Source organism: Erwinia billingiae Eb661 (assembly GCF_000196615.1).
Lineage (GTDB): Bacteria > Pseudomonadota > Gammaproteobacteria > Enterobacterales > Enterobacteriaceae > Erwinia > Erwinia billingiae.
The window spans coordinates 3094789-3117539 of the sequence record NC_014306.1 but is presented as its reverse complement, the minus strand read 5'-3'; the positions used below and the strand labels follow the sequence as shown (position 1 = coordinate 3117539).

21 protein-coding genes and 1 pseudogene are annotated in these 22751 nt (G+C 52.6%); 12 read left to right on the top strand and 10 right to left on the bottom strand.

Annotated features, from left to right (window positions below; all coding sequences use genetic code 11):
* The first annotated feature begins 30 nt into the window (after nt 1–30).
* The 4 genes from EBC_RS15700 to EBC_RS15685 all read left to right on the top strand — a co-directional run bounded on the left by EBC_RS15700 (nt 31) and on the right by EBC_RS15685 (nt 3661).
* Entirely contained in the window at nt 31–1026 is a 996-nt protein-coding gene (locus EBC_RS15700) for an LLM class flavin-dependent oxidoreductase (RefSeq protein WP_041692051.1), read from the top strand.
* A gap of 5 nt (nt 1027–1031) precedes the next feature.
* Nucleotides 1032–2120, top strand: coding sequence for an alkene reductase (locus EBC_RS15695; RefSeq protein WP_013202812.1), 1089 nt, complete (start codon nt 1032–1034; stop codon nt 2118–2120).
* Nucleotides 2121–2272: 152 nt separating this feature from the next.
* Entirely contained in the window at nt 2273–2599 is a 327-nt protein-coding gene (locus tag EBC_RS15690; protein WP_013202811.1) for an EthD family reductase, read from the top strand.
* Between the two features lie 108 nt (nt 2600–2707).
* Nucleotides 2708–3661 (top strand): nuclear transport factor 2 family protein, encoded by a 954-nt coding sequence (locus tag EBC_RS15685; RefSeq protein WP_013202810.1) that lies wholly within the window; start codon nt 2708–2710, stop codon nt 3659–3661.
* Between the two features lie 220 nt (nt 3662–3881).
* Here the strand turns inward: EBC_RS15685 and EBC_RS15680 are convergent, their stop codons facing one another.
* Complete coding sequence (locus EBC_RS15680) at nt 3882–4334, bottom strand: GNAT family N-acetyltransferase (protein WP_013202809.1); 453 nt, start codon at nt 4332–4334, stop codon at nt 3882–3884.
* A 917-nt stretch (nt 4335–5251) separates the two neighbouring features.
* Nucleotides 5252–6148: a DMT family transporter gene (locus EBC_RS15675; protein WP_013202807.1), complete on the bottom strand. Its 897-nt coding sequence runs from the start codon at nt 6146–6148 to the stop codon at nt 5252–5254.
* A gap of 54 nt (nt 6149–6202) precedes the next feature.
* Here EBC_RS15675 and EBC_RS15670 point away from each other — a divergent pair, with 54 nt between their 5' ends.
* From EBC_RS15670 to EBC_RS15655, 3 genes are all read left to right on the top strand, one after another.
* On the top strand, nt 6203–6817 hold the full coding sequence (locus tag EBC_RS15670) for a TetR/AcrR family transcriptional regulator (protein ID WP_013202806.1): 615 nt from the start codon (nt 6203–6205) through the stop codon (nt 6815–6817).
* A gap of 131 nt (nt 6818–6948) precedes the next feature.
* Complete coding sequence (locus EBC_RS15665) at nt 6949–7350, top strand: nuclear transport factor 2 family protein (RefSeq protein ID WP_331426419.1); 402 nt, start codon at nt 6949–6951, stop codon at nt 7348–7350.
* A gap of 121 nt (nt 7351–7471) precedes the next feature.
* Nucleotides 7472–8646 (top strand): IS3 family transposase gene (locus EBC_RS15655; RefSeq protein WP_157868027.1). Its coding sequence is split into 2 segments (ribosomal slippage): nt 7472–7730 and nt 7730–8646, totalling 1176 coding nucleotides; the frame shifts between segments, so codons are not numbered across the junction.
* 181 nt (nt 8647–8827) lie between these two features.
* Here the strand turns inward: EBC_RS15655 and EBC_RS26180 are convergent.
* Nucleotides 8828–9088 (bottom strand): annotated as a pseudogene (locus EBC_RS26180) (ISNCY family transposase); the annotation flags it as partial.
* 128 nt (nt 9089–9216) lie between these two features.
* On the opposite strand from EBC_RS26180, the gene EBC_RS15650 reads away from it, so the two are divergent.
* A complete protein-coding gene (locus tag EBC_RS15650; RefSeq protein ID WP_013202803.1) occupies nt 9217–9855 on the top strand; it encodes an NAD(P)H-dependent oxidoreductase in 639 nt (212 codons plus the stop codon).
* Between the two features lie 117 nt (nt 9856–9972).
* Here the strand turns inward: EBC_RS15650 and EBC_RS15645 are convergent, their stop codons facing one another.
* Together EBC_RS15645 and EBC_RS15640 are read right to left on the bottom strand one after the other, a co-directional pair.
* Nucleotides 9973–10464: a DMT family transporter gene (locus EBC_RS15645; protein WP_013202802.1), complete on the bottom strand. Its 492-nt coding sequence runs from the start codon at nt 10462–10464 to the stop codon at nt 9973–9975.
* A gap of 9 nt (nt 10465–10473) precedes the next feature.
* Nucleotides 10474–10908: a DMT family transporter gene (locus EBC_RS15640; protein ID WP_013202801.1), complete on the bottom strand. Its 435-nt coding sequence runs from the start codon at nt 10906–10908 to the stop codon at nt 10474–10476.
* Between the two features lie 97 nt (nt 10909–11005).
* On the opposite strand from EBC_RS15640, the gene EBC_RS15635 reads away from it, so the two are divergent.
* The gene (locus tag EBC_RS15635; RefSeq protein ID WP_013202800.1) at nt 11006–11941 is read left to right on the top strand and encodes a LysR family transcriptional regulator; all 936 of its coding nucleotides are present in this window, start codon (nt 11006–11008) and stop codon (nt 11939–11941) included.
* Nucleotides 11942–12009: 68 nt separating this feature from the next.
* Here the strand turns inward: EBC_RS15635 and EBC_RS15630 are convergent, their stop codons facing one another.
* Nucleotides 12010–13224, bottom strand: coding sequence for an MFS transporter (locus tag EBC_RS15630; RefSeq protein ID WP_013202799.1), 1215 nt, complete (start codon nt 13222–13224; stop codon nt 12010–12012).
* A 111-nt stretch (nt 13225–13335) separates the two neighbouring features.
* On the opposite strand from EBC_RS15630, the gene EBC_RS15625 reads away from it, so the two are divergent.
* Entirely contained in the window at nt 13336–14244 is a 909-nt protein-coding gene (locus tag EBC_RS15625; protein WP_013202798.1) for a LysR family transcriptional regulator, read from the top strand.
* 149 nt (nt 14245–14393) lie between these two features.
* Nucleotides 14394–15485 carry a mechanosensitive ion channel family protein gene (locus EBC_RS15620; RefSeq protein ID WP_013202797.1) on the top strand — a complete coding sequence of 364 codons (1092 nt, stop codon included), beginning with the start codon at nt 14394–14396 and terminating at the stop codon, nt 15483–15485.
* 76 nt (nt 15486–15561) lie between these two features.
* Here EBC_RS15620 and EBC_RS15615 read toward each other — a convergent pair whose 3' ends face one another.
* Nucleotides 15562–16572, bottom strand: a complete 1011-nt coding sequence (locus tag EBC_RS15615) for an AI-2E family transporter (protein ID WP_013202796.1) — start codon at nt 16570–16572, stop codon at nt 15562–15564.
* A gap of 151 nt (nt 16573–16723) precedes the next feature.
* On the opposite strand from EBC_RS15615, the gene pagP reads away from it, so the two are divergent.
* Nucleotides 16724–17281 (top strand): lipid IV(A) palmitoyltransferase PagP, encoded by a 558-nt coding sequence (pagP, locus tag EBC_RS15610; protein WP_013202795.1) that lies wholly within the window; start codon nt 16724–16726, stop codon nt 17279–17281.
* A gap of 2 nt (nt 17282–17283) precedes the next feature.
* Here the strand turns inward: pagP and EBC_RS15605 are convergent, their stop codons facing one another.
* Genes EBC_RS15605 through EBC_RS15595 form a run of 3 tightly spaced genes read right to left on the bottom strand, consistent with a single transcriptional unit; the run spans nt 17284 to nt 22303 of the window.
* Nucleotides 17284–18249, bottom strand: coding sequence for an acyltransferase (locus tag EBC_RS15605; protein ID WP_013202794.1), 966 nt, complete (start codon nt 18247–18249; stop codon nt 17284–17286).
* Nucleotides 18246–21308, bottom strand: coding sequence for an efflux RND transporter permease subunit (locus EBC_RS15600; protein ID WP_013202793.1), 3063 nt, complete (start codon nt 21306–21308; stop codon nt 18246–18248). The genes EBC_RS15605 and EBC_RS15600 overlap by 4 nt, the downstream gene beginning before the upstream one ends.
* Entirely contained in the window at nt 21308–22303 is a 996-nt protein-coding gene (locus EBC_RS15595) for an efflux RND transporter periplasmic adaptor subunit (RefSeq protein ID WP_013202792.1), read from the bottom strand. The genes EBC_RS15600 and EBC_RS15595 overlap by 1 nt, the downstream gene beginning before the upstream one ends.
* Between the last annotated feature and the right edge of the window lie 448 nt (nt 22304–22751).

The window sequence follows — 22751 nt, the reverse complement described above, 5'->3', positions numbered from 1 at the left end:
GACGACTGTTCCGGCGATGTGGAGATAATGATGAAAGAGAAAACAATCCCCCTGTCACTGCTTGACCTGGCACCCATTACCGAAGGCAATACCCTTTCTGACGCCATTACCAACAGCGTGCGGCTGGCGCAGGCGGCCGAAAAAGCCGGGTATCACCGTTTCTGGATGGCAGAGCATCACAATATGGTCGATATCGCCAGCGCGGCGACGGCGGTGATACTCAGCCATATCGGCGCAAAAACTGAAAAAATTCGTATTGGCTCGGGTGGCATTATGCTGCCAAACCATGCACCGCTTGTTGTCGCTGAGCAGTTTGGCACGCTTGAGATTATGTATCCGGGCCGCGTTGATTTAGGACTGGGCCGTGCGCCGGGCACTGACCAGGAAACATTGCAGGCGCTGCGCCGTGAAACCCGCGCCAAGGGACTCGACTTCCCCGACATGCTGGATGAACTACAGCATTTTCTTGCGCCTGCACAACGCGGACAGCGTATTACGGCCGTGCCAGGTGCGGGACTCGATATTCCGTTGTGGTTGCTGGGTTCGAGTACCTTCAGTGCACAGCTGGCGGCGCAGAAAGGTTTGCCCCTTGTTTTTGCCTCTCACTTTGCGCCCGATGCCATGCTCGCTGCCATTGATACCTATCGTTCAGGCTTCCGCCCATCAGAATCGCTTGCCGAACCGTATGTGATGATTTGCGTCAACGTCGTCGCCGCTGAAAACCAGAGCGAAGCAGACTATCTGGCGACTACCGAACTGCAGAAGTTTGTAAATCTTGGGCGGGGCGTTGAGGTGAAATTACCGAAGCCGGTAGACGATATGAATGCGCTCTGGCATCCGGTAGAGGCTCAGCGCGTACTGACTCAGCTGCGTGAATCGGTGTGGGGCACAAAAGAGACCGTCCGGACCGGCCTGAATGACCTGGTCCGCCGTACCGGTGCGGATGAAATTATGGTGAATTCGTGGATACATGATGCCGATGCAAGGATCAGGTCACATCAGCTCATCGCTGAAGCCTGGAACTGATGGCTATGAAAAAGCTATTTACCGGCTACAGGCTCGGCGATATCACGCTGAAAAACCGCTTTATCATGGCGCCCATGACGCGCTCCCGCGCACGGGACGAGCATGCTGATGCCTTAACGGCACTTTATTACGCACAACGTGCCAGCGCCGGATTAATTATTTCAGAAGGTTTACCGGTCTCTCGCGAAGGCACTGGCTATCTCTTTAATCCGGGGATCTATCTCGACAGTCATGTTGAAGCCTGGCTGCCAGTCACACAGGCCGTGCATAAGAAAGGAGGAAAAATATTTGCTCAGCTCTGGCATGTTGGACGGGTATCTCATACCAGCCTCCAGCCTGAGGGGCAGCACCCTGTCAGTTCCGTCTCCGTTCAGGGTGGGAGCGCCTTTGCCTGGGATGAAAATGGTGAACCTGCAACGGTTACTGCAAGCCCGCCCCGCGCCCTGCTGACTGAAGAGATTAAGCAGATAGTGGCTGATTTTCGCAATGCCGCTGCCAACGCCATTTCGGCGGGGTTTGATGGCGTGGAGGTGCATGGTGCCAATGGCTATCTCATTGAACAATTCATTAATCCTGTACTGAATACGCGCGATGACGGCTACGGCGGCGGAAGCCTGGCAAACCGTACGCGCCTTCTTCTTGAAATTGTTGACGCCATTTCAGATGAAATTGGTACAAGCCGGACGGGCGTGCGCCTTTCCCCCTGTAATCAACTTCAGGACATGGCTCATTACGCCGATACCTCGGAAACCTATCTTTATATCGGTAAGGAGCTTAGCCGCAGAGGGATAGCTTATGTCCACCTGATGGCCCAGGGGCCCGTGATGTTTAACGGCCTGTTGCGCGATTTCCGACAGGTATGGCGTGGCACGCTTATCCTCGCAGGTGGTCTTACTCCCGCTCAGGCCGCGGCACTTATCGACGATGGACTGACCGATCTTGCGGCTTTTGGCAGTCCGTTTATCGCCAATCCAGATTTTGTTGAGCGGGTGCGCAAGGGCTGGCCACTGACTATGGCCAGGCGAAGTTCCTATTACGGCGGTGGGGAAGAAGGCTATACCGATTATCCCTTCCATGGTGAAGATCATGACTGAGGCGCAGCCAGTGAACCGTCCAGGCGCGGGCACATCAGGCAGCACTAACCTGCTACTGGTCATGTAAATGGCATTGGGTCCAGTTGCACCAGATTAATTAATAACGCCTTTCCAAACAATAAATTGCAGGACACTGCACACAGGAGAATACGATGACAACTTTAAACGGCTTCAAGCATGTGGGCTTTCTTATTCGTAAAAAAGGACAGAGTTTTGAAGACTTTGTAAAGCACTGGGATGAAGTACACACGGAAATTGCTCTGCGTTTGCCGGGATTACGGGGCTACGTTTTAAATCCCGTCGATCGGGAAAAATACCCGGATGCCCCGGTAGATGGGTTTTCTGAATTATGGTTCGACTCCATCGAAGATGCCGTGGCTGCATTTGATTCGCCGGTTGGTCAGGAAGCCTTCCGGGATGTGCCGAACTTTGTCGATAGCGCCGCCATTACCTACATCACCGAAATCAGAAAGCGTTAAGACATCACTCTTAGCCTGCGATCGCGTTGGTTACTTCCGGACCGTCAAAATGCACACATCAGACAGAGAAATATCGAAAACAGGCGCTGTACAGACAGGAGATATTCAATGATTACCCCTCTTAGCCGCTCAGATGCACTCAGTTTTATGGAAACACTTCGAAAAAACTGGGAATCCGGCCACTGGGCCGATACGGATTGCTCTGTGGCTGAAACGGTCAAACTCAGAAGCAGCCACAAAGGCATACTTCATGGTAAATCAGCATTAATCGCAGCGTTACGTGAAGATACATCCTCTGAAAAGCATCTAAATCTGGTGACCTCTAATTTTTACGCGGCTGCGGACGGAGAAGGGACCGCCATGGTAAGCGCCTATCTGTATGGTGAGGTAGCACCAGGCGCAAAATATAATCCCGTTGCCCTGTTTGGCGCAGTGTTGCGACTGACGCTGAAAGCAGAGTCTGATGGCTGGAAGCTGACCGAAGTGCTTATAAACATCGGCTGGGCGGAAGGTGATACTGATTATCTGGTTAACTGGCGTCTGCCTCCTGGGCAACAGGGGTGGCGTCCGGGAGATGCGCCACCTGTTCTGGTCAGTGAGCTGGATTCCCCCTGGCATTGCATTGCGCAGAACCAGATAAAGGCGACTGAGGAAGAGCAAATTGAGGAGTCGTATTCACGTTATTCGTGGGGGATTGACCAGAATGATTTTAGCCAGTTCCGGACCTGTTACACCTTAGATGCTTGCGGACAATTCCCTCCACTGGGACCATTAAAAGGTCTGCACAGTATTGTAGGATCGCTTAAAGAGTTTCGTCGTCACTGGCCCTGGATGCAGCATTATGGTGTCCCACTAAAAATCACCCTCAGAACAGACGGTAAAACAGCTGAAATGTGGACGGGGCGCTTAATACCAGGACAGATAAAAAATAAGAATGGTGAGTGGATGTACGGTGCTCATTATCGAATTGAGCTTCGCAAAGAAGAGGCTTTGTGGAAGTTCAGCTGGAGCGAGTACGTTCCCGGCTGGTTCTCTGAAGAGAATCCTCCTTTTCTGAACTGAAACTCTTCGCGCATTCTCTGGCAATTAAGCTTTCTGGTTATGAAGGCTTAATTGCTGAGTAGTTGTTTGTATGAGGTCCCCCCTCAACACCATACAATCCATAAACAAGGTCCGCTTTTCGCTCAAAGCTGCCAGTTAGTTACTTTGAATTCTGAAGATGTTTAAAACGCCGTTCTGCATATTTGGACAGAATATGCAGTGTGTCCAAGACGTGACTGTATTATCGCGCTGTGTCTCTGAGGCATAGGCGGTGCGTGACTTTTTCTATGCCAGTTAAAGCAACAAAGCCAGCTCGTTCATAGAAGGTGAAAGCCGATGGAGGAGCGTTTGTGTTGATGAAATCAAACCAGCGACCAGAATCCTTAATAATTTCATTGAGAAGGGCGCTGCCAATCTGCCTTTTTCTCCATCCTGAATCTACATAGAGATGGCGTAGACGGCCAATGCCAGTTTTTAGCGTAAATGGATCGATGTTGAGTCCACACACGCCGACGATTAATCCATCGACAGAAGCCCCAATTACTTTTTCTCCGGGCCTGTCAAAGCGGTTCTGCCCGCTAAGCCAGTTTTCTTCCAGTCTGCGCAGCATGTTAAATCCTTCAGCCATGCTCTGCGATCTTAACTCAGCAAATCCAGGGCAGTCCGGGGTGATGTTTGTGAGTTGGATTTTCATGATTGTTCCAGTGATTTCAGTCTGCATAGTCTGGACAGAATACCCATTGTGTCCAGGTAGCGGGAAAATGAAGAAAGGACGGTCTGCCAGCAGTCCTGCGACCGCACGGGCGCAGAGTATGCCAGTAGATTTCAGGCTGGCCGCGCAGGTGCGATGGCGCATCTGTCAGCAGGACGAAAAGTACTGAATGGTAGCGGCCAAACGGTGGTTTGAAAATGACCGGGCGACACGGTATTACGGGACTTTTACAGTACTGATAATGAGGAAATGTATATGTATCAGCTTATAAAACTATATGGCGGGCAGATGGCCCCAAATCCATCCGAATACCGGATTTTGTTTCAGGGCAAGTATCTCGCCGCCATATGGATTTATACTTAGAACAATGACGCATTAAGTTATTGATAAATAGATAATATTTTACACATTCACACTCTGGGATGTCGGGTGCGAGGTTTGGCAAAGATGGCCGACGATGGGCGATATTGGGGTATTTTGCCATGATATCGACGAAATAGGACAGGTGTGGCGGGGTTTTTTCTGCGATTCCTGGGAATAAAATAAATAAAAACAGTGAAAGTACTGAATGGTAGCGGCCAAACGGTACATAAAATGTCCGGGCGACACGGTATTACGGGACTTTTACAGTACTGGTTATGTGTGAAGATGCCAGCAGCGGGCCGTGTTCACCGGCGCATCGAGCGCAAAGTATGCCAGCAGATTTCAGGCTGGCCGCGCAGCTGCAGCTGTCGTAATGCCAGCAAGGTACAAGAACCGGACAGAATTACGGTTGTGTCCATTACTGTATTTGTCCCGCCCGGGTATGCCTGTCAGCAATGTCCGATTTGTGCCAGAAGCGGAAGTTGTAAGCGAGTGATTTGTAAAAGATCAGGTATATCCTTACACAACGAAAGCGATCAGTTTTTCCGTGCCGAATTTCTTTTCAGGTAATACTCACCTGCAAGGTAACCTGTGACTGCAACAAAGGTTATTGCCCCACCCAACAACGTATTATTGGCTGGCAATTCACTGAAGAACACCCAGACCCACATGGGCCCCAATACGATGTCAGCTTGTGCAATCAGACTGGCCTCTGCAGGGTCAAGATGCCGGCTTCCTGCCATGAACAATAGATAGCTCATACTCTGCGTGGACAGCGCAAAAGCAATTAACCATAAGATGTCATGCGTACCTGGAACAGGGAGACCCTGCGGCATCATCGCAAAGCAGAACACTCCGCAGAGGGCGCAAGCCAGAGCTGTGACTGCAGGCAGGTTCATTTCCGGCCACTTTCCGGACATAACTATGCTGGCGGCAAACCCGGCAGTCATTATCAGAGCCAGAGCGTTACCTGCCGTATCGCCTGAACCCGATGCGGAGGCAGCCATAACTACAACGCCGACGAGGCTAACTGCTGCGGAGATAAGCGCGCGTTTCGTAATTTTTTTACTCTGTATCAGCCAGCCCAACCCCATAGCAAAAAAAGGGATTGTGGCATAGACGGTCATCACGCCTGCGACGCTGGTGAGTTTCAGTGCCGCTACGTAGCAGAACATGGAAATTGCCATTACAGCAGCCGTTATCAGCCCTTTTAAGCCCACATCATTACGGAATGAAAAGCGGCGTAGATACCCGCCCCATGCAAGCAGAAGAATCAGCGACAGGAAAGCAAACAGTGAGCGCCATGCGACCATAGCCCATGTGTTCATATCGATCATTCTCACGAAAAATCCCGCTGAGCTCCACAGGATGGCCGAAAGGCACACCATAATCAGCCCCAGAGTGTGCCTGCTGAGGGTTTTAATAAGTGGCATCTTTAATCCCTGCCTGTGTTAGTCTTATAAAAAAAGTAGAATGGTCTAATTATTATGGCGAAAAGTGATACGCGCAAACGTCTTTTGAACGCTGGTATACGAGTTTTCATGAGGGAGGGTTATGAAGGCGGGGGGATCACGACGATTCTGAGCGAGGCAGGCATGCCTAAAGGGTCTTTTTATAATCTCTTTCCGAGTAAAGAAGAATTTGCCTGTGCCACGCTTGACGCTTATATCGAGACTTTTGCTCAACTACGGACGGATACATTGCTGGACAGTACCATGATTCCTCGCATGCGCCTGATGAGCTGGCTTAACGGGCACAGGGAATATATTGAGCGAGAACCTGAAGCAACAGGCTGCCTGGCGGGTATTATTGGACACACAAGTTCGGTAAACAGTGAAAAAATTCGGCAAAAACTGCTGTCGTTTTTTTCCTGCTGGGAGCGCGATCTGATAAACGTATTTAATGACGCTCAGCATGCTCAGACTTTATCGCCGGTGATGTCACCGGAAAGCGCGGCAAAGCTGCTCATTCATAGTTATGAAGGAGTGATGGTACGTATACGCATAGAAGGGTGCACGAATTCTTATGACTTTCTGACGCAGACTTTACCAGACATTCTTTTTGCAGAACCCCCCTCTGGTTGTGATTTTAAACCATGCTGAGAAGATGATTTAATCCAAAGCAACAGAGTCCGCTCCTTGCTCATAGATGCCCTTTGGTATTGTCGTGGGTAGTCCTGTGCCAAAAGCGTAGGTTACCCCTCGGGGCCATTAAAGATTAGCCTTGGGATGTTATGATAAATTCCTTCAACTGTCAGGGTTCAATTAGGGTGAGCAGAATGCTCCTGGAAAAGCTAAAAGCACTTGAATGCAGTCTTCACGGTGCCCGGAGGAATGATCGGAAATGGCTTGAACAGATTTTGCATCCGGAATTTCGGGAAATTACACGGTCAGGCGTAATAGTTGACCGCGCGGAGACGATAGCATCTCTGACTGGCGAATTAAGTCCTACGATCATTCTTAGCAGTGATTTCCGGCTGATCAGCATGGGGGAGTACTGCGCCATTTTGCACTACAAGACGTACAATTCGGACGGCAGCCGAGCATCCCTGCGTTCTTCCTGCTGGATGTATTCTGACAGGGAGCGATGGGAGCTGGCATTCCATCAGGGAACACCAGAGGCAGGTGCGGTATAAGTTTGGCAATGACATAGTGAAAAAGCCTACCCACCCGGTGGGTATCTCTGTAGTGGCACACTGAATTTGGCCACCTGAATAGAGGTGATATCATCACCTCATAGTCAAAACAGGTGACATTATGACCGGACGTAACAGACGCAATTTTAGCCCCGAGTTTCGCCTCGAAGCTGCCCAGCTTGTACTCGATCAGCATTACACCGTTGCCGCCGCTGCTACGGCAATGAACGTCGGCAAATCCACAATGGACAAATGGGTTCGACAACTGAAAGAAGAGCGAGCGGGAAAATCACCCACTGCTTCACCCATGACACCTGAGCAGATTGAAATACGCGAGCTAAAGAAAAGACTTCAACGCGTTGAAATGGAAAGGGATATATTAAAAAAGGCTACCGCGCTCTTGATGTCAGACTCCCTGAACAATTCTCATTAGTTGAGAAATTCAGGGCGCGGTTTCCTGTTGCCGTTGTGTGCAACGTGTTTGGGGTTCATCGCAGCAGTTATAAATACTGGCGGCAGCCCAGGAAGCCTGACGCCACGAGAGTGGCATTACTGAGCCTTGTGCGTGAAGTTTATCGCGAAAGTAACGGCTCAGCAGGAGCGCGAAGCATTGCCGCGATGGTCACCACCAAAGGTATAAAACTGAGCCGCTGGCGGGCAACAAAGCTAATGAAAGCGCTCAATATTATCAGCTGTCAGCAACCTGGCCATCGTTATAAGAAGGCGTCTAAGGAGCACATTGAGATCCCTAATTATCTGGATCGCCAGTTTGCTGTTACCGAGCCTAATCAGGCCTGGTGCGGTGATGTGACTTATATCTGGACGGGAAAACGCTGGGCTTATCTGGCTGTTGTACTCGATTTGTTTTCCCGTAAACCGGTTGGCTGGGCGATGTCATTTTTCCCGGATTCTGCACTGACAGCTAAAGCGCTGTCCATGGCCTGGGAAGCGCGAGGAAAGCCGGCTAATTTACTGTATCACTCGGACCAAGGCAGCCACTATACCAGCAGGAATTTCAGGCAGTTACTGTGGAGATATCAGATAAAGCAAAGCCTGAGTCGCCGGGGAAATTGCTGGGATAACAGCCCAATGGAACGATTCTTCAGAAGCCTGAAAACAGAGTGGGTACCGGATAATGGCTACGCGAATTTTAGCGAAGCCAGCACGGCAATAACGAATTACATCACAGGATATTACAGCCAGCTCAGACCTCATCAATATAATGGTGGTTTGACGCCGAATGAATCAGAACGATTGTTCTGGAAAAACTCTAAAGCTGTGGCCAGTTTTTGTTGACCGCTACACTCTTATTGGCACGAAAAGCCAATGTCCGTCCCTCGCTCTTAGAAGCCATTGGCCATTACAAATGAGATTTACCCATAACTTTCTAATTGTACGTACCGCTAAAACAAGCTGGCGGTGTTTCTGACGAATAACCGGTAAAAAGGGTAACAAACCACCCGAAAACCCGCCAGAAACGCACATTCTCAACCCACTCATGAACACTCTTCTCGTCATCAAGAGGTAAGGGCTCAGGCCCATCGACATATTTCTCACAGCCAGGTTCCCGGCTATCGTGCAACACCGTAATCTCTCCCTGAAAATTCTCTCAAACCGTGACGAGCGGATTCCTGAGTCGGTAACCCAGCCCTTCTGCGCGGATTTGATATACGCACGTTTTGTACTGGAACGTCAGATTCCTGGACAACATAAGGCGGGCCTGACAGGAGAGAATGTAATTCCGCATAGTCTTAATATGCCTCGATTTGCTCTACGCCTTCCGCCTGAATTGTCGTTAGACTGGGGGCGATATAAAGGCTTATAAGCTGCACACCACCCTCAACTCTATCGCGATGGATAAGATTAATGACTAAGATTACCGAGTTTCTTAACTGGCGTTACGCAACCAAAAAATACGATCCGGCGAAGAAAATCCCGGCCGACAAGCTGGAACATATTCTTGAAGCCGTGCGCTTAACCGCGACCTCCAGCGGCCTGCAACCTTTTGAATTACTGGTGGTGACCAACGCGGAAATTCGCGAAAAAATCAAAGCGGTCAGCTGGAATCAGGCGCAGGTTACTGACTGCTCGCATCTGCTGGTCTTCGCTGCCTGGGACGACATCACCGCCGATCGCGTCAATATGATGTTCGATCTGACCAATGACGTGCGCAACTCGACCAACGAAGGCTGGGAAAACTATCGTCAGATGCTGCTGGGCATCGTGGCGGAACGCGGTCAGGAAGCCAACTATCAGGCCGCGGCCCGCCAGGCCTATATTGGTCTGGGTTCCGCACTGATTGCCGCCGCTGAACAGCAGGTAGATGCCACCCCGATGGAAGGATTTGATCCGGCGGCAGTGGATGAGATTCTGGGCCTGAGCGCCAAAAATCTGCGCAGCGTGATCATTTTACCGCTGGGCTACCGTTCCGACGAAGGTGACTGGCTGGTTAACCTGAAGAAAGTCCGCCGTGCTCGCGAGAACTTTATTACCGAGATTAAGTAGGTTTAACAGCGATTGCGCTGGACTGACTAAGGCTCCGAAAGGAGCCTTTTTGTTTTTCGACCGATGTGGTTTGAGCCGGTTTAACCTTGGCCAGACAGCCAGACAGCCAGCCAGCATTCAGCTGCGCGCCGAGGCCTGCTTGACGTTTTTTTCCGCCGGTGTGGTTTTGGTCTTACTGCTGGAGTAAATAAAGAACAGCGCGATCCCCAGGCAAACCACTGCACCAAGACGCGTCACGGAGAAGTGAATCGCCTCATTGCCTAACCAGCCGAAGTTATCAATCAGCATGCTCATCGCCAGCTGACCAAAGATCACCGCCACCGTGGCAACCGCCGAACCAATTCGCTGCACCGCCAGCACCATAATCACGATGTACGGAACGCCACAGAGTGCGCCCAGCAGTTGCCATTTCGGCACGTCCATCAAGGTCAGGGCTTGTTTAGGTTCAAAGAAGAAAATCAGCAGTGCGGTGACCAGTGCGCCAATCGAGAAGGTCAGAAACGCGCTGCGAAATACGCCGACGTTGCTGCCCAGCTTGCCGCCAATCGCCGCCTGCATGCTGAGGACTGCGCCACCGACGACCGCCAGAATAATCATTAAAATATGCATAAAATCACCTTAGCCTTTTGCCACAAGGAACAATGCCGCAACAATAAAAATCAGCGCGATAATGCGCTTGCTGTCAATTTTACGGTGGGCGGTGCCAAACAGACCGTAATGGTCAATCACCAGGCTTTTGAACACCTGTCCGGCGAGAATGCCAATCATGGTCATCGCAATGCCGATAATGGGCACGGCAACCGTCAGAATGACCACATAGATTGGCCCGAGGATACCCCCCACCAGCGTCCATGATGGCTGAGTAAAGAATGACGGGCTGTTGCGGGGACTAAAGAACAGCATCAACAGGAAGGTCAGCGCCGCACCGACGCCAAAAATGCTGAAGGTGGCCCATAAGTCACCGACTTCGCTCCCCAGCGGCCCTAATAAGCCGGCCTCAACGGATAATCCCATCCCGCCAGCGACGACGAGTAATATAAATAAAAGCGGCATTGAACAGTCTCCAGTGGTGTAGGGGGAGCATCCTATAGCAGCGCGGCATAATGAAAAACGGTATAATTCAGGAAACACCTTTGCAGGAATCAGGATAATGTACGACCCAGGCGCGATAAATTTCCGCACGCTGCTCTTTTTTATCGGTGTGTTCGATGAGCAGAGTTTTTCGGCTGTCGCCAGGCGGGAAGGAGTCTCTGCATCGATGATCTCCCGTGTGATCCTGCAACTGGAGGACACGCTCGGGCAGCAGCTTTTCTATCGCAATACCCGCGCGGTGATCCCCACCGAAGCGGGAAGGCTGTTCATTGACTATGCCAGGGCGATGACCGAGCAGCTGAGTGAAGCCCGTACCGAGATGCTCGATCGTTCGTTGGAACCTTCCGGCCTGATCAGGATTAATGCGCCGGTATTTTTTGGCCAGCGTCATATCGCGCCCTGGCTGACAGAACTGTCGAACCGCTATCCGCGCCTGCAAATTGAGCTGACCCAGACCGATGACTATATCGATCCTCACCGGGATGCGGCGGACGTGATTTTCAGGATTGGCACCCTGACCGATTCCTCTTTCCATGCGCGCGTGTTTGGCACCCAGCATTATCATCTGGTTGCCTCGCCGGAGTATGTAGAAAAGCACGGACAGCCGGCTTCGCCTGCGGAGTTGAGTGAGCACAAATGCCTTGTGTACCGCGGCTTCTCTGGCCCCAATCGCTGGTTATTCAGAAAACCCGGAGGCCGCTGGACGCACTTTCCCGTTAACGGCTTGCTGACGTCCAATAACGCCGAATCCTTGCTGACCAGCGCGCTTGGCGGGATGGGGATGGTGCTGTTTCCCGACTGGCTCATCGGTGACAGCCTGAAAAAAGGGGCGCTGGTCCGGGTGATGGAAAAATATCAGGGCGCGAGTAAAACCGAGCCGCAGCATGTTGCCGCCATCTATCCCAACGTGCGGCATCCACCGTTAAATGTGCGGGCGGTGATTGATTACTACGTTGAGGTTTTCGGCACGCCGCTTTACTGGCAGTTTGAATGAGGCGGATAACTACTCAACTTCTGCCCGGATTCAGATCACGGTCGGAATTTTCAGCCTGCAAACGGCGTTCACCCCGTTTTTTTTACGCGCAATTCGGTCAAAAACACCAGCAGCATCACCAGGGCTAAACCGGCTCCCACCGTGGCGGTGGTGACCCATCCGCCATGAAAATAGGTCAATGAACCCAACGCCGAACCCGCCGCACCGCAGATAAAGATAACCGTCATATAGACCGCGTTTAACCGACCCCGCGCTTCGGCATCCAGGCTCTGGATGGCGCGCTGACCGAATACCTGATTGGCCTGGGTGGCAGCGTCGAGAATAATCGCGGCGAAGATCAGGATCATCAATGACGCTATCGCCTGTCCCCAACCGCTGATAAGCAGCGCCAACCCTGCGCAGCCAATCACTACGCCGGTGCCGATTTTTGAACCTCCCCGGTCGGCGATTTTACCGGCTACCGGTGCCGAAAGTGCACCTGCTGCGCCGGCCAGGGCAAAGGCGGCAATCCCCGACTGTCCAAGACCAAAGCGCAGGTGCAGCATCGCCGGCGCGGCGGTCCAGAACATATTAAATATGCCGAACATCGTCCCCTGATAGGCCGCCCGACGTTGCAGCGTTCGCGACGTTGCCAGCAGGGTAAGCATCGAGCGCAGCGTGGCCAGATAATTCCGCTTCGGTTGAGGATGCCACTGCGGTAATGCGCGCGCCATAAGGATAAAGGTGCTCAGCATCACCGCCGCCGAGAAGATAAATATCGCCCGCCATCCCCAATGCCCGGCCAAAAAGCTGGCCAGCGGACGAGAGAGCATAATGCCGGACACCAGCCCGAACATGATGTTACCGATGATTTTACCGCGCTGACCTTCAGGAGAAAGATGAACGGCAAGCGGCACCAGAACCTGGCTGCCTACGGTAGAAATTCCCAGTAAGAATGAGGCGATCACCACCGCCGTGGCGCTTGAACTGGCCGCAACGCCAATCAGGCTGAGAATGGTGCCCGCCGTGGTGATCAATACCAGTCGGCGGTTTTCCACCAGGTCGGCCAGGCAAACCAAAAAAAACAGGCCGATGCCATAACCCAACTGGGTGGTGGTGACAATCAGCCCGGCCAGGCTTGCCGGCAGATGCAGGCTGCTGGCTATCAGACCCGCAATCGACTGCGAATAGTACACATTGGCCGTGGTGGCACCGCAGGCAAAAGCAAACAGGATAACGTTGGCTGTCGTCAGGCTGGCTATCTCAGGCGCGGCGTTTCGGTTCTGCGGCGGTTGTGTGGTCAAAATGTATCCCTGGTTCAGCGAAGGTGTTTAGCGAGAAGGGGGAGTTTACGCCTTGTGGAAATTATTGATAAGTGATGCAATAACGAATATATCTTTCGGGAATGTCGAAGAATGCTAGAAAACCTTAAATTGTTTTTGATGATCCTGGAAAAGGGCAGTTTGTCAGCCGCCGGTCGTGAGCTGGGACTTTCACCGGCATCCGTTTCTGAACGTCTGATGATGCTCGAGTCGTATTACAAGGCCACTTTTCTGACGCGAACCACACGCTCACTGAGTCTGACTGACGAAGGAAGGATGTTTGCCGAGGGGGCACGACGGCTGCTGGCCGAAGCTGATGAGCTTGAAAGCCGCATCAGATCGGGCACGCAAAAAATATCCGGGCCGATCAAAATTACGGCACCGGTGGATCTGGGGCAAACCCGCGTAGTGCCGATCCTCGACCGTTTCCTTGTTCAGCATCCCGCTGTCACCATCGATCTGAATCTCACCGATAGCTTTGTCGATCTGGCGAGTCAGGGAATAGATTTTGCCATCCGCTATGGTAAGTTTTCTAACTCCACGCTGAAGGCCAGAGCGATTGGCGATAACCGACGCCTGGTCTGTGGTTCACCTGAGTATTTGCAGCGGCGGGGAACCCCACTGCATCCCGACGACCTGAACCAGCATGACTGCATCATGATGCGCTTTATGCAGGGGATTGATCGAGTCTGGTCTTTTCAGGTCGATGGCGCGCCCTATGCCGTTTCGGTCAACGGGCAGCGCACCACCAATAACGGCCAGTTAATTAAACAGTGGGCGCTACAGGGGCAGGGGCTGTGCAAAAAGTCCATCTGGGATGTTGAGGCCGACCTTGTCGCGGGCCGACTGGTCGAGGTTCTGGCCGATTACGCGCTTCCGCCGACTGCATTGCATATCGTTTATCCTCCCTCCCGCGTGCAGCCGCGCCGGGTGACAAAGCTGATTGATGTTATCGCTGAGGAATTAGCGATGGCTCCGGCGGCGGACGCCAGCGTGACCTGAGCATCGTCAACCCGCTGGTGGACTAATCCGATTAAACGTCATCTTAAATTTCAGTGATTTGCATTTATGCTAACCTTAAATTATCGGTTACTTTTGGCTTTTTTTGAAAAGCCCGTTAACGACATTTTTTCACAGGGTAAGGGAACTGAATGCTAACGATTTTCGGTGAGTTATCTGGTGCGCCAGTATGGGTGCCTGCGGTATTGCTCGTCATTCTTTCACTCGCGCTGGGATTTCTGGCCCGCTTTATCCTTCTCCGGTTCATCCGCTACTGGCAAAGCCGCGATCGGAAGCTGTTCAAATCACTGGAAAAGCATCTTCGTGGATCGATGTTTCTGTTTATTCCCCTGCTGATGATCAATGTCGGGGTGAACTACATTACCATCCAGCCGGAATCACTGGGCTTTATCACCTCCACCCTTAACGTCTTCATTATCCTGTCTTTTTGTTCCATTTTAATTCGACTGACCAACGTGGCGCAGGACATGCTTTTTATCCGCTACGACATTAATCTTTCGAATAATCTTCGTGCCCGTAAAATTCGCACGCAGATTATGTATGTCAAAAAAGTCGCGATGGTCCTGCTGGTGTCATTCTGTCTGACCCTGATTTTGCTCAGTTTCCCTGCCGTGCGAAAATTCGGCACCACCATCCTGGCGGGTGCCGGCGTCGCGGGTATCATCATTGGTTTTGCCCTGCAGAAGTCGCTAATCAATCTGTTTGCCGGCATTCAGATCGCCTTTACCCAACCGATTAAAATTGATGATGCGGTGGTGGTGGAAAATGAATGGGGCTGGATTGAGGAGATAAACCTGACCTATGTGGTGGTGCGCATCTGGGATTTGCGCCGACTGGTGCTGCCGATTACCTACTTTACCGAAAATCCTTTCCAGAACTGGACGCGTAATAACGCGCAGATATTAGGCTCGGTGTTCCTGTATCTCGACTATTCCATGCCCTTAGAGCCACTGCGTCAGCATTTTGAAAAAATCCTCGGCGAAACCAAACTGTGGGATCAGGAAACCAAGGTGCTGCAGGTGACCGATACCACCGACAAAACCATGACCATCAGAATGTTGATGACCGCACAGAATTCCCCCACGGCCTTCGATTTACGCTGCTACGTGCGGGAAAGAATGATTGAGTTTGTGCAGCAGAATTATCCGCAAAGCCTGCCGCAGGTGAGAGCAACGCTGACCGATTCGGGGATTGAGAAGCCGAAGGATCAGCCGTCACTCTGAAGATTAACCGGGTGACAGATCGGGCGGTAAGCGGGTTCAGAAGCCATCAGCGGAGGACGCCATCACGCTCCGGCAATCAGGCGCTGTCAGGCGCTTGTCGCAACGCCAGCCAGACTCTGGTGAGTAAAAAGGTCAGGGGGATCGCCAGAATCGCCCCGGTGATCCCGAGCAACGACTGCCAGAATAAAAATGACAGCAGTTGAACGGTGAGTGACAAATTCAGCCGCCTGCCGAGCATCAGCGGCTCCAGGACGGAACTCAAAAACAGATTCAACACTACAAAGAATCCCACGGTGAGCAGGCTGGTTTGCGTATCGGACAGGATAAAGATCTGCACTACCGGCGGGATGGCGGCGAGAAACGAGCCGAGGACCGGCACGTAGTTGAAGATAAACATCAGCAGACCCCACAGGAAGGCTAACTTCAACCCCAGCAGATGGGCGGCGGCCCAGACAATCAATCCGCCGAGCAGGCCGGTCAGGGTTTTCACCTGCGCGTAAACAATTACGCTTTGAATGCCTTCTTCCAGCGCGGTAAACAGGCGCGAATGACGTTCTTTGGCGCGCAGGAAGGTTTTAAACATCGGCAGCTCATACAGCATAAACAGCAGCATCAGAAAGACCATCAGCCACCATGAAAGCATGCCGGGGATCAGCGAAAGCTGGGTAGCGATAAAACGCACAATGGCGCTGCCATCAATCAAATTCAGCATTTCTTCGTAGGTAAAGACAATGCCCATCTGGCCAGGCAAATGCGCCAGCGTTTGTAACCTTTCCGCCACCAGCGCGGGCATCTGGCGGCTAAGCTGAAGCAAGTCTGGCGTGGCGGCACTCAGTGACATAATGATAATCACGATCAGCAGCAGCAGGATCATAATTACCAGCAGGGAGGAGATAATACGCGGAACGCGGCGCTTTTCGAGGCGGCTAATAAGTGGATCCAGCATGATTGCCAGAAACAGCGCCAGCAGCACCTGATTGATCAGCGGTGCGGCGAGATGCAAGCCAATTAACACCAGCGTCAGGCAAGCCAGCAGAAATAATCCCCGGGCAAAGGGCGTGAAAGAGTCTAACCAACCTGTGAACATCGGTACCCATTCTCCTCGACACAAATGGAACAGGGCAGGCCAGTAAATGCCGCCCCGGATATACAACTATAATACTTACCAGCGGCTCACGGACGGTCAACTCTCGCGTTACACCTGTTTATGCATCAGTTAATTTAACAGAGGAAAAACTATGCGCAGTCTTACTGTGGCGTTGTCTGTGTGCCTGATGTTATTTATCGATCCCGCCTTCGCCAGTAATAGCGTCAGCGACGGCTGGGAATGGTTGAAGGATGATGTTTCCCAGACATGGGAACAGCCTCAATACCACGATCTCTATTTGCCTTTTATTAGCTGGCACGCCCGGTTTGCTTACGACAAACACAAAACTGACAACTATAACGAAACGCCATGGGGCGGCGGCATCGGCGTATCGCGCTATACCGCAGAAGGTAACTGGAGTGCGCTCTATGCCATGGCGTTTAAGGATTCCCATAATAAGTGGCAGCCGATGGTGGGTTACGGCTGGGAAAAGGGCTGGTATCTGGATCAGCAGCAGGATTTTCGCCTGGGTTTAGGCTTAACCGCCGGGATCACCGCGCGCGATGATTTCGCCAATTATGTGCCGCTGCCGCTGGTTCTTCCGCTTTTCTCCGCCGGCTATAAACGGTTAACCCTGCAATTCACCTACATTCCCGGCACCTATAATAATGGCAACGTGCTTTTCGCCTGGCTGCGTTATGGCTTCTGACCTTACAGCGTGATGACGTTTTTAACCCACGCGATAGAGAGCATTAACCTCGACAGCAGGACCGAGGCGATAAAGGTCACCACCATAAGCATCAGTTTGGTAGCCAGTGAGGTAATCGGAATAAGCACGCTTAACAGATGGAAGACGGAGTAGTGCAGGATATACACCCCGGTCATGGTTTTGCTGATCGCCGCCAGAAAGGATTCTTTTACCGCGGCATTGCGCTGAAAACGCACCTGACTGGCGGCGATGACCAGTACCACCACCAGCAGATAAATTTGTGAGCCGGTGAGAATAAAGGCATTGCGGTCGGCTTTAAATAAGGCAAAGAAAAAGTGCTGCTCATAGAACCAGGTAAAGAGGTAAACAAAGGGCAAGGCGATTGCCGCGCCACGTGCCGCCTTTTTACGTTCCATCCAGTCGGCAATGAACGGATCGCACAATAGCTGGCCGGTTAAATAAAAAAGCAGCCAGGTCCACAGCCGGTATTGCGGTTCCAGACTGAAGAATCGCGGGTTGGGCGTCAGAACATACATCAGGTCATAGCCATACGAAAACAGCAGCAGCGCCATCACCAGCACCAGGAATATTAACCGGTGCTGGCTGAGCCAGTTTAACAGCGGGTGGAAACTGTAGATGATAATAAAAGAGCAGATAAACCACGGCTGAATAAGGTAACCCCGCTGATAGGGCTCCCACAGATAGTAAACCGTCATCCAGAACAGAAACACGATCACCACATTTCGAATCTTGCCCAATTGCCAGCGTAAATCCTGTTTTGATTGCGCATCCATAATGCCGGCAACCACAAAAAATAGCGGCGTGGCGATGGTGGAAATAAACGTCAGAAAGGGCAGGATCCAGTGGTAATCGTAATCGTAACGGTCCCAGGTGTTATACAGGGTGAAAAAGGTCACCGCCGTCATACATCCCAGCGTTTTAATCACGTTCAGCCCGGTGATATTCATGGGGCGTTCGCGGCACGCTGGCGATGGAAGCAGGCGTAAATCACCGGCAGCACCAGCAGGGTCAGTATGGTCGCAAAGCCCAGACCAAACATAATCACCACCGCCATGCTCTGGAAAAAGACATCGCGCAGCAGCGGAGCCAGCCCCAGCACGGTGGTGAAGGCCGTCAGCAATATCGGGCGCAGACGCGAGGTGGCCGCGCTGATAATCGCCTCCTCCTGCGCTTTTACCTGCTTCTGCTGTTCAATCTCGTCGATAAGCACAATGCCGTTGCGGATCAACATCCCGCTCAGGCTGAGCAGGCCGATTAAGGCCATAAAGCCGAACGGGATACCGGTGATTAAGAATCCTGGCGTCACGCCGATCAGCGCCAGCGGCACCGTCAGCCAGATAGCAATGGCATTTTTCAACGAACTGAACATCAGCACGGTAATCACGAACATCACCAGATAACCCAGCGGCAATGAGGTAAACACCCCTTGCTGCGCTTCACTGGAGCTTTCGGCATCGCCACCCCATTCAATCTGGTAGCCCTGCGGCAGCGGAATGCGATCGATTTTCGGCTTCACGCGCGCCAGGATATCACCGGACGTGTCCTGACTGAGCGGATTCGGGTCGGTCTGGACGGTGAGCACCCGGCTGCGATCGCGCCGCAAAATCAGCGGATCTTCCCATTCCAACCTGAACGCGCTCACCACGTTACTGAGCGGAATATAGTGTTGCTGGCTTTGGCTCCAGACCAGCACATTGTTGAGATGGTTCGCGTCCTGACGTTCGCGGGTGGGCGGGCGGACAATCACCGGCAGCAGATCGGCCCCTTCACGATACAGCCCGACGCGACTGCCGGAAAAATTCATCTGCAGTGCGCTATCAATTTCCTGTTTGTCCACGCCCAGCTCGCGTCCGAGCGCCGGATTATATTGCGGGCGAATAACTTTGCTGCGGTTCTGCCAGTCATTGCGCACGCTGTCGGTTGCCGGGTCGTTGGCCAGGGCGTCGCTCACCTGGCTGGCAATCAGGCGCATTTTGTCGGGATCGGTGCCTTTGATTCGCACTTCAATGGCGCTGCCACCGGACGGACCAAACATCACCCGTTTGGTGCTGGCATTGACCTGCGGATACTGTTGGGAGATATAGGCATCAATACGCCGCGACAGGGCGGTAATACTGCGTTGATCGTCCATACGCACCATAATCTGCGCGTAGTTACTGTACTGACGCTGCCCATTGTAGGTAAGGATAAAGCGCATACTGCCCTGACCAATGGTGGTCACCGTTGAGATCACGCCTTTCTGTCCGGCGATCGATTTTTCAATATCGCCGGTTATGTTCTCAGTCGCGTTGATGTCAGTGCCGTAGGGCATCCACAGATCGACAAAGAAAATGGGCGTATTCGCCGACGGAAAGAAGTTCTGCCGTACGGAACCGAATCCCCAAACCGCGCCCGCCAGCAGCACCACCATCAGCGACAGCGTGAGCGTCTTTTGCGTTAACAGGGCGCGCAGGGCGCGCTGATAAAGACGGTAAAAACCGCCAGTATGGGGAGTAACCTCTGCTGATGCCTTTGCCGTCGCCTTCGCGCTAAACAACCACCACTTGATCAGCACTGGCGTAATGGTCAGGGCAGAAACCCAGCTCAGCAGCAGGGAAATTAACAGCACCTGGAACAGCGATTTGCAGTATTCGCCGGTGGAATCCTGCGATAGCCCGATAGGGGCAAAAGCCAGAATGGCGATAATGGTTGCGCCCAACAGCGGGAAAGCCGTGCGGCGGATAACGAAATTCAGGGTCGATGCGAGGGACGTATTTTGCTGGCGGGCGAGCAGCACCCCTTCAACAATCACAATGGCATTATCGACCAGCATGCTGAGGGCGATGATCAGCGCGCCCAATGAGATACGCTGCAACTCGATGCCGCACAGGTACATGATCAGCAGCGTGCCGAGCACATTAAGCGCCAGTGAAAGCGCGATGATAATGCCGCTGCGCACGCCCATAAAAATCAGCAGCACGCCGACCACAATCGCCAGCGCCATCAGGAAATTGGTAATGAAGCCATTGACCGAATGCGCTACTTCCGCCGCCTGGTCATAAAACACGTTAAGCTGAATACCCGCCGGTTTTTCCGCAGACATTTGCTGCAGCCGGGCTTCCAGCGCTTTGCCCACATCGATGACGTTGACGCCGGGGATAAACGACACCCCCATAGTCACCGCCTGGCGTCCGTTAGTGTGATAAATGCTGGAGGGCGATTCACTGAGTCCGCGCGACAGCGTGGCGATATCGCGCAATCGGGTGGTGGCCGGCGCACCGACCGGACTGACCAGCAACTCGCCCAGTTCGTCGATATTCTGAAACTCGCCGGTCGGATGCAGGCGAATGCTTTCCGTTCCGGAGGTGATTTCCCCTGCGCTGGAGACCACATTCAGGCGGCTGAGCACGCCCGAAAGCTGAGTGAGGGTGATGCCGCGTGCGGCCATCATCGTCAGGGAAACATCGACATTAATTTGCTGCGGGATCGCTCCGCCAATCGCCACTTTGCCAACCCCCGGCACCAGCACCAGCTCGCGGCGTAACTGTTCGGCGTACTGAACCAGCTCCGGATTACTGAAGCTGTCGCCAGAAATGGCAAAGAAAAAACCAAACACGTCCCCAAAATCATCATTTACAAAAGGCGGGGCGACGCCGGAAGGAAAGAAGCGCGATGCATCACCGACCCGGCGGCGCATTTCATCCCAGATTTGGGGCAATTCATTCGAGTGGTAGCGCGAGGCAATATTCACCGTAATTTGCGACAGGCCGTTGGAGGAGATTGAACTGACATTGTCCAGATAGGGCAGTTGCTGTAGCGCATTCTCCAGCGGCAAGGTGACTTCTTCTTCCACCTGCTGGGCGGAGGCACCGGGGTATTGCGTCAGGACAACCGCGGTTTTAATGGTAAAGGCGGGATCCTCAAGACGGCCAATATTGAGCAGGGCGAAAATGCCGCCGATGCCCAATAACAGAATGGCCAGCCAGACGCGAATGGGGTTGTCGATAAACTGCCGGGAGAGATCCATTACAGCCCCCGCTCACGCGTCCAGATACGCACCGGCTGGCGGGCATGCAACTCATTTACTCCGGCGGCGACCACACGTTCTCCCGCATGGAGTCCGGCGGTGATCACCACGCCCTGAGTGGTAACCTCACCGACGCTGACTTTACGATCTGCCAGCACCAGCTGGTTACCGGCTTCCTGTACCACCCAGACATGGGCGTCATTACGCTGGCTGTTATCCGGATTGAATACCGCTTCGACCGGCACCACTAACGATGCGTGACCGACGTTGGCCGGCAGATTGGAGAGATTAATGCTGACCGTGCCACTGACGCCGCCCACGGCAGGGAAATCAGCAGGGCGCGGCATCGTCAAAATAACCTGCCAGGTCAGGGAACCGCTGCTACTGCTGCCGGTGTGTTCTTTATAATCGGCCTGAAACTCCCGGTCGGGCAGGCTATTGATGCGCACCCGCGGGCGATAAGTCATATTGCGCATATCCAGCGCGGTAAACAGGTTTTCAGGAACGTTGAACACCACGTCGAGCAGGTCGCTGCGGGTCAGAATGGCCACCACCTGACCCGCAGCGACGACCTGATGATTTCGCACGTTAACCATGGCAGCCACCCCACTAAACGGCGCGGTCAGCGTCATCTGACTTAACTCTTCGCGGGCGATCTGCAACGCGGCATTCGCCGCATCCCGGTTTGCACGCTGAATGTCCATATCCGCCTGGGAAACCGCCTGTTGGCCAGAAAGCGTTTGGTAACGGGCAAACTGGCGCTGAGCAAGGGTTGCGGCAGTTTGCCGTTCATTGACGCGCTGCTGCGCTTCACGCGCGGTCAGCCTCGCAAGTGTCTGGCCCTGCTCAACGCGTGCCCCCTGACGAAGTTCGAGTGATTCAATCTGCCCGGCACGTTTAAACGACAGTTCGGTCGAGTCGCCGGACTCGATCCGCGCCGGAAAGAGGCGTTGTTGCGTTTCGCCGGACGCAATAACCTCGACAACTTTAACCATGCGTGGCAGTGGGGCAGGTTGCGGTTTTTTCTGATCGCAAGCGGTTGTTATAAAAATAATAATGGCAACCACGAAAAAATATTTAGTCACTGTTTCACCCTCAGCAACAACGATTTAATCGCAAACGCGTCGAATTATTTAATTGCCAAGCATAGAAACCACCACGAAAGTGAATAGTCCTACGGCCGAGCAGGTGATGATCGCAAAGATAACATACAGGCTGAGGCGGAACAGGCTTAAGCCATACATCATTACCTCCATTAATCATGGCTATATGAAAATTACGGCATAGCGAAAAATATGAGTGCGGCTAATAAGCCTGTTGGGTCTGAGATGAGACTAGGTGGGTAAATCAAAAAAGTAAAGATTTGTAGTTTGTAATATTTTTGATGCAATTACCGATACATAAATCCTTAAAAGATTAAATATTCAGTGTTAAAGCCTGCTA

Coding starts and splice junctions, on each gene's coding strand:
- EBC_RS15700 (WP_041692051.1), top strand. CDS start 31: ATGAAAGAGAAAACAATCCCCCTGTCACTGCTTGACCTGGCACCCATT.
- EBC_RS15695 (WP_013202812.1), top strand. CDS start 1,032: ATGAAAAAGCTATTTACCGGCTACAGGCTCGGCGATATCACGCTGAAA.
- EBC_RS15690 (WP_013202811.1), top strand. CDS start 2,273: ATGACAACTTTAAACGGCTTCAAGCATGTGGGCTTTCTTATTCGTAAA.
- EBC_RS15685 (WP_013202810.1), top strand. CDS start 2,708: ATGATTACCCCTCTTAGCCGCTCAGATGCACTCAGTTTTATGGAAACA.
- EBC_RS15680 (WP_013202809.1), bottom strand. CDS start 4,334: ATGAAAATCCAACTCACAAACATCACCCCGGACTGCCCTGGATTTGCT.
- EBC_RS15675 (WP_013202807.1), bottom strand. CDS start 6,148: ATGCCACTTATTAAAACCCTCAGCAGGCACACTCTGGGGCTGATTATG.
- EBC_RS15670 (WP_013202806.1), top strand. CDS start 6,203: ATGGCGAAAAGTGATACGCGCAAACGTCTTTTGAACGCTGGTATACGA.
- EBC_RS15665 (WP_331426419.1), top strand. CDS start 6,949: ATGATAAATTCCTTCAACTGTCAGGGTTCAATTAGGGTGAGCAGAATG.
- EBC_RS15650 (WP_013202803.1), top strand. CDS start 9,217: ATGACTAAGATTACCGAGTTTCTTAACTGGCGTTACGCAACCAAAAAA.
- EBC_RS15645 (WP_013202802.1), bottom strand. CDS start 10,464: ATGCATATTTTAATGATTATTCTGGCGGTCGTCGGTGGCGCAGTCCTC.
- EBC_RS15640 (WP_013202801.1), bottom strand. CDS start 10,908: ATGCCGCTTTTATTTATATTACTCGTCGTCGCTGGCGGGATGGGATTA.
- EBC_RS15635 (WP_013202800.1), top strand. CDS start 11,006: ATGTACGACCCAGGCGCGATAAATTTCCGCACGCTGCTCTTTTTTATC.
- EBC_RS15625 (WP_013202798.1), top strand. CDS start 13,336: ATGCTAGAAAACCTTAAATTGTTTTTGATGATCCTGGAAAAGGGCAGT.
- EBC_RS15620 (WP_013202797.1), top strand. CDS start 14,394: ATGCTAACGATTTTCGGTGAGTTATCTGGTGCGCCAGTATGGGTGCCT.
- EBC_RS15615 (WP_013202796.1), bottom strand. CDS start 16,572: ATGTTCACAGGTTGGTTAGACTCTTTCACGCCCTTTGCCCGGGGATTA.
- pagP (WP_013202795.1), top strand. CDS start 16,724: ATGCGCAGTCTTACTGTGGCGTTGTCTGTGTGCCTGATGTTATTTATC.
- EBC_RS15605 (WP_013202794.1), bottom strand. CDS start 18,249: ATGAATATCACCGGGCTGAACGTGATTAAAACGCTGGGATGTATGACG.
- EBC_RS15600 (WP_013202793.1), bottom strand. CDS start 21,308: ATGGATCTCTCCCGGCAGTTTATCGACAACCCCATTCGCGTCTGGCTG.
- EBC_RS15595 (WP_013202792.1), bottom strand. CDS start 22,303: ATGGTTAAAGTTGTCGAGGTTATTGCGTCCGGCGAAACGCAACAACGC.